4 protein-coding genes are annotated in these 5,236 nt (G+C 56.8%); all 4 read left to right on the forward strand.

The genetic code is table 11. The features are described from left to right. Positions 1-408 precede the first annotated feature (408 nt). Complete coding sequence (locus HV670_RS29200; protein WP_175108416.1) at positions 409-1,035, forward strand: DUF1326 domain-containing protein; 627 nt, start codon at positions 409-411, stop codon at positions 1,033-1,035. After that, positions 977-1,849: a DUF2182 domain-containing protein gene (locus HV670_RS29205; RefSeq protein WP_246258092.1), complete on the forward strand. Its 873-nt coding sequence runs from the start codon at positions 977-979 to the stop codon at positions 1,847-1,849. Before HV670_RS29200 ends, HV670_RS29205 begins: the two co-directional genes overlap by 59 nt. 464 nt (positions 1,850-2,313) lie before the next feature. Next, positions 2,314-3,393 (forward strand): Gfo/Idh/MocA family protein, encoded by a 1,080-nt coding sequence (locus HV670_RS29210; RefSeq protein WP_175108417.1) that lies wholly within the window; start codon positions 2,314-2,316, stop codon positions 3,391-3,393. Between the two features lie 79 nt (positions 3,394-3,472). Continuing rightward, positions 3,473-4,846 carry an MFS transporter gene (locus HV670_RS29215; protein ID WP_175108418.1) on the forward strand — a complete coding sequence of 458 codons (1,374 nt, stop codon included), beginning with the start codon at positions 3,473-3,475 and terminating at the stop codon, positions 4,844-4,846. Positions 4,847-5,236 lie beyond the last annotated feature (390 nt).

Raw genomic sequence — 5,236 nt, forward strand, 5'->3', positions numbered from 1 at the left:
GATGGCGAGCCCGGCGCCAAAACGATCTGGATCGGCATGCAGCGAACCATCGACGCTGCATTCATGATTCAGGCGCTGCGCGAGCACTCATGAGTTCTGTATAACGCAATGCATTTAAGGTCCACGAACACAGCTTTACGCGATAGGCGCCAGGCATCCGGGAACGCGCGAGGTCGAATGAATAGTTCAAACAAGTAAACATTCAGAAGAATCCGACGAACATCACCGGGCCGGCCCGCTTGAAACGGACTCGGAGAACGCCAAAACAACCAGCTGGTCTTCCCAATAATGCCTATATTCAACTAGAGCCTGTCGACGTTCTGACCTGGTTCTGGAATAGCACCACCATCGATCTCATCGATGGACAAACGCAGGGGCCGTTCCGCCATTCAATATGAGGAGATGATGATGGCAACCCCAACCTGGAAGATCAGCGGTCAATATTATGAGACGTGCAGTTGTGATTACGTCTGCCCATGCCTGCCTGGACAGATGGCAGTCAGGCCGAGCAAGGGCTCATGCACGTTTGCCATGGCATTCCAGATCGATCGTGGCCAGCACGAAGCGGTTTCCCTCGATGGCCTCGGGTTCATCGTTCTCGGATTGACACCAGAAGCAATGGGAAAGGGGAACTGGACCGTGGGCCTCATTGTCGACGAGCGAGCCAGCATGGAGCAGCGCGACGCTATCACGGCAATCACCAGCGGCGCGGCAGGCGGACCGATGGCGGCTCTCTCGCCGCTCGTTGGATCGTTTGTCGGAGTCGAGTCCGCGGCGATTCGCTTTGACCGCAATGGCACGAAGTGGTCTGTCACATCGCCGCAATTCGTCGACATGGCCGCTGAGGGTGCGATGGGCATCAATCCGAACGCGACCGAGCCGCTTCACCTCGAGAACACCGGTCATCCGGCCGCCGATCGCCTTGCGCTTGCTCATGCCTTGCGCAGTCACGTCCACGCACTCGGCTTTGAGTGGGATGACGTCAGTGGGCAGAACAACGGTCAATATGCGCCTTTTTCCTGGCAAGGTGCGTAAGCCGGCTACCGCTTTTCGGGCGCTCAACCCCGGTTCGGTCGCGAGCCTCTCAAGGCGCGAGCGCATTCTCATTCTGGGTTGCGTTGTCGCCGTGACAACGCTGTCGTGGGGGTATCTCTTCTATCTCGATCATCAGATGTTGTCGGCGAGACAGCACGACAAAATGATGATGGAGATGGGTATGTCGATGGCGGCGCCCTGGACGACCGCCGACATGTTCTTCACGTTTGCAATGTGGGTCGTCATGATGGTGGGCATGATGGCTGGATCGGCAGTGCCCGTAATCCTTGTTTTCGCTGGGGCACACGCCCGACGGGGCGGAGGCAGGGTGCCGTTCATCGTTCTGATTTTCGTCTTGGGTTACCTGGCCGTGTGGGTCGGCTTCAGCGCATGCGCGGCACTTGCGCAGTGGGCACTGCACCATGCCGCAGTTCTGTCACCGGAGATGGTGGCGTCAAGCCCACAGGTGAGCGGTGCGATTCTTTGCGCGGCTGGCCTGTACCAATTGACGCCGTTCAAACGAGCATGTCTCATGCACTGCCAAAGTCCCCTCGGATTTCTCATGACTCGCTGGCGCGATGGGACGCTTGGCGCGCTGCAGATGGGAATGCGTCATGGCGTGTACTGTCTCGGGTGTTGCTGGGCGTTGATGTGCGTGCTGTTCGTCGTAGGGGTGATGAATCTTGTCTGGGTGGCGGCGCTGGCGCTGTTTGTCTTTCTGGAAAAGATCGGGCCAACAGGCGCCATTTTGGCGCACGCGGCCGGTGCGGCGATGATTGCCTTGGGGGTTCTGCTCTTCGCCGGCATGCTTTAAATCTTTCTTTTTAGTTGCCGCAAAGCACTGCGAGGGTGGCGAAATCGCGTGCCGACGTGTCAAAGCCGCGCAGTCTGCCGGACTGGCTAGTAGAAAACATCGACCCCTGCAAATTCACCTTTCAAATAGGAGACACCGAAGTGATAGAACACGACCGCCAATACCGCGATGGCACGCAGGCCGTTTACGTAGTTGGCCGCGCGCGAGTAAAAATGAGTCGCGCCAGACCAGTGGCTTTATTGATGTATAACTAGCTAATATCTCACAGACGTCACTACGCGCACTCAAAGCGCTTCACGGTGGCAGTCTGGATCTCTACTCTATGACGCTTCCAATCAACACGATGACAGTCATTCCGTCGCCCGGAACGTTCGGCATTGGGCGATCAACTCCGCGATCCGGCACCGACCGCGGACGGAAGTACCAAGCTCGCGTTGAAACACTCGAAGTAACACGGAACCATCATGAAAAAGCTTAGAACGGCCATTGTTGGCTGTGGAAAGGTCGGTCATTTTCATGCCCGGGCGCTCGCGAATCTCGAGAACTCGGAATTCGTCGCCGTATGCAGCACTTCTCTCGATAGAGCGAAGGCCTTCGGCGACCAATACGGGGTGCGTGCATTCGACAGCGTCGAAGCAATGGTGAAGGATGCGCAAGCTGACGTTGTCTGCATCTGCACGCCGCATCCGCAACACGCCGCCGTCGCGATCATCGCCTTGAAGCATGGCTGTCATGTCCTTATCGAAAAGCCCCTCGCTTCGTCTCTCGAAGACTGCGACGCGATCCTGTCCTGTGCGGAAGAACACCGTCGGACGGTTGGCGTCGTCTGCCAGCGGCGGTTTTATCCGTCCGCCATGCGAATCAGGCAGGCCATCGATGCCGGCAAGATCGGCCGTCCCGTCATCGGCAACGTCGTCATGCTCGGCTGGCGCGACCGGCAGTATTACGAAAGCGATCCGTGGCGCGGGTCGTGGGCCGGCGAAGGCGGCGGCGTTCTCGTCAATCAGGCGCCCCATCAGCTCGATTTGCTGCTCTGGTATATGGGCGATATCGACGAAATCTACGGTGTGTGGAAGAACGTCAACCACGAATACATTGAAGTCGAAGACACCGCGGCGGCCATCGTGAAGTTCAAAAACGGCGCAATCGCCAACATCCTGGTGAGCAATTCGCAGAATCCGGCTTTATACGGCAAAGTCCACGTTCACGGCGATAACGGCGCGTCGGTCGGTGTGCAAACGGACGGCGGCGCGATGTTCATCGCTGGCGTGTCGACCATTACCGAACCGCCGTACAACGATATATGGACGATCAAAGGCGAGGAAGGAATGCTCGCCGAATGGAAAAATGCGGATGCGGAGGACTTCAATTCGGTGGATTCTCTGTATTTTTATCACCAGCGGCAGATAGACGATTTCCTGACTGCGGTAGGCAGCGATACGAAACCCTTGATCGACGGGGCAGACGGCCGCAAGACCGTGGAACTTTTCACGGCCATTTATCGCAGCGCGCGGCAGAACGCCGTTATTAAATTTCCTTTCTGAGCACAACGGCGAATTACCGGCTGTCATAGCGGTCACGCATGCTGCGCAAGCCTCGACACGACGTATTGAAACCGAAAACATGAAAACAACAAAGACCCGGTATTTCATTGTATTTCTGCTGTTTGTGGTCACGGCCATCAACTACATGGATCGCGCAAATCTCGCGATTGCTGGCAGCAAGATCCAGGGGGAATTCAGCCTTTCGGCAACCCAGCTCGGCCTGCTCTTCTCCATGTTCACGTGGACGTATGCCGCGAGCCAGATTCCCGTCGGCTATCTCCTCGATCGAATTGGATCCAGAGTCTTGTACGGCAGCGCAATCGTCATCTGGAGCGCATGTACGTTTGCGATGGGCTTTTCTTCCCATCAACTTTTCGCGACGGCCGGCGCCTCGTTTGCGTTGCTGCTGGTATGCCGTGCCTTGATCGGCCTTGCTGAAGCGCCTTCCTATCTCTCGAATACCAAGATCGTTGCGAACTGGATTCCGAAGAGCGAACGCGCGCGGGCGACGGCTACCTATATCAGCTCGCAATACATCGGTCTCGCATTGTTTACACCTGTCCTGACTTTTCTCACGGCCCGATACGGCTGGCAAATGGTGTTCTACGCGACCGGCGGCGTGGGGATTGTGTTCGGGATTTACTGGCTGATCGTTTATCGCGACCCGAAGGACAGCAAGAAAACCAGTCAGGCCGAGCTCGATTACATCAAGGCGGGCGGTGGCTATGGATCTCAGGATCAGTCCGCGGTCAGTGCCAAGGTCGAAGGAAGAGACATTCTGTTTCTCCTCAAGAACAAGACCGTTTGGGGCCTGTTCATCACACAGTTCGCTTACAACTCGACGCTGATATTCTTCATGACGTGGTTCATCGTGTACCTCGAAAAGGGCTTGAACCTCACGCTTTCAAAAGCGGGACTGGGCGCGTCCATCCCCTATCTCATGGCGATGCTAGGAATGCTAGTCGGCGGCTTTCTCAGCGACAGTCTGCTGAAAAAGGGTAAATCAGTGACCCTCGCGCGCAAGGTGCCTGTGATTGTTGGCCTCGTGTTGACGGCCATGATCGTCTTCGTCAATTTTTTCGAAAACCAGCCTGTCATCGCAATTGGCATTCTTTCGCTGGCTTTCTTCGGCAACAACGTCGCGAATCTCGGCTGGGTGGTATTTACGGATGTTATTCCCCGTAATTTGATCGGGACGATGGGTGGGTTCTTGAACCTGTTCGGCAATCTGTCTGGCATTACGACGCCCATTATTTTTGGCATCATCTTGCAGCGCACCCATAACTTCCACTATGCGATGTGGTACGTCTCGATCGTCGCCGTTCTGGGCGTGCTGTCCTATATCTTCCTCGTCGGAAAAATCGAAATGATCGTGCCGCCGAAGCAGCGGCAACCGGATGGTTATTCGGCTGGCAGTCGAGTCAGTTTCGAGCGACTTGAAGGAGGTGGGTAATTCGATTGATTGCGTACGCCGGCGATTTGGAACGCCTTGCCGCGTAATCACAACCGAACAGCTAGACGCACCCCAAAGGAAACTTTGCGCCGGCCGATGGCAGAACCCGACCCATAGCCGTCATTCGCGTCGCCGCGGCGGCAACGACCGTTCTTAAAGTCCAACGGCCATTCGCTCACGCGGAGTCGCCTGCCGCTTGTCGGCCAATCCGGACGATTGCGGTGGGCGGTCCAGTCCTGGGAAGGTCCGTTAGAGGGACACACCAATATGAGACTGGGGTCGGCCGATTGCGTTGAGGGCCTAGGCGTCGGCAGGCGGGCTTTGCGCCCGCCGCTGCGTGTCTCAGCCTTGCGCCTGCGTCTCACGCGCCGGTTCGAAAGCCGTATCCCC

The sequence above is a fragment of the Pararobbsia alpina genome (assembly GCF_902859895.1).
GTDB classification, from domain to species: domain Bacteria; phylum Pseudomonadota; class Gammaproteobacteria; order Burkholderiales; family Burkholderiaceae; genus Pararobbsia; species Pararobbsia alpina.

Coding starts and splice junctions, on each gene's coding strand:
- HV670_RS29200 (WP_175108416.1), top strand. CDS start 409: ATGGCAACCCCAACCTGGAAGATCAGCGGTCAATATTATGAGACGTGC.
- HV670_RS29215 (WP_175108418.1), top strand. CDS start 3,473: ATGAAAACAACAAAGACCCGGTATTTCATTGTATTTCTGCTGTTTGTG.
- HV670_RS29205 (WP_246258092.1), top strand. CDS start 977: ATGACGTCAGTGGGCAGAACAACGGTCAATATGCGCCTTTTTCCTGGC.
- HV670_RS29210 (WP_175108417.1), top strand. CDS start 2,314: ATGAAAAAGCTTAGAACGGCCATTGTTGGCTGTGGAAAGGTCGGTCAT.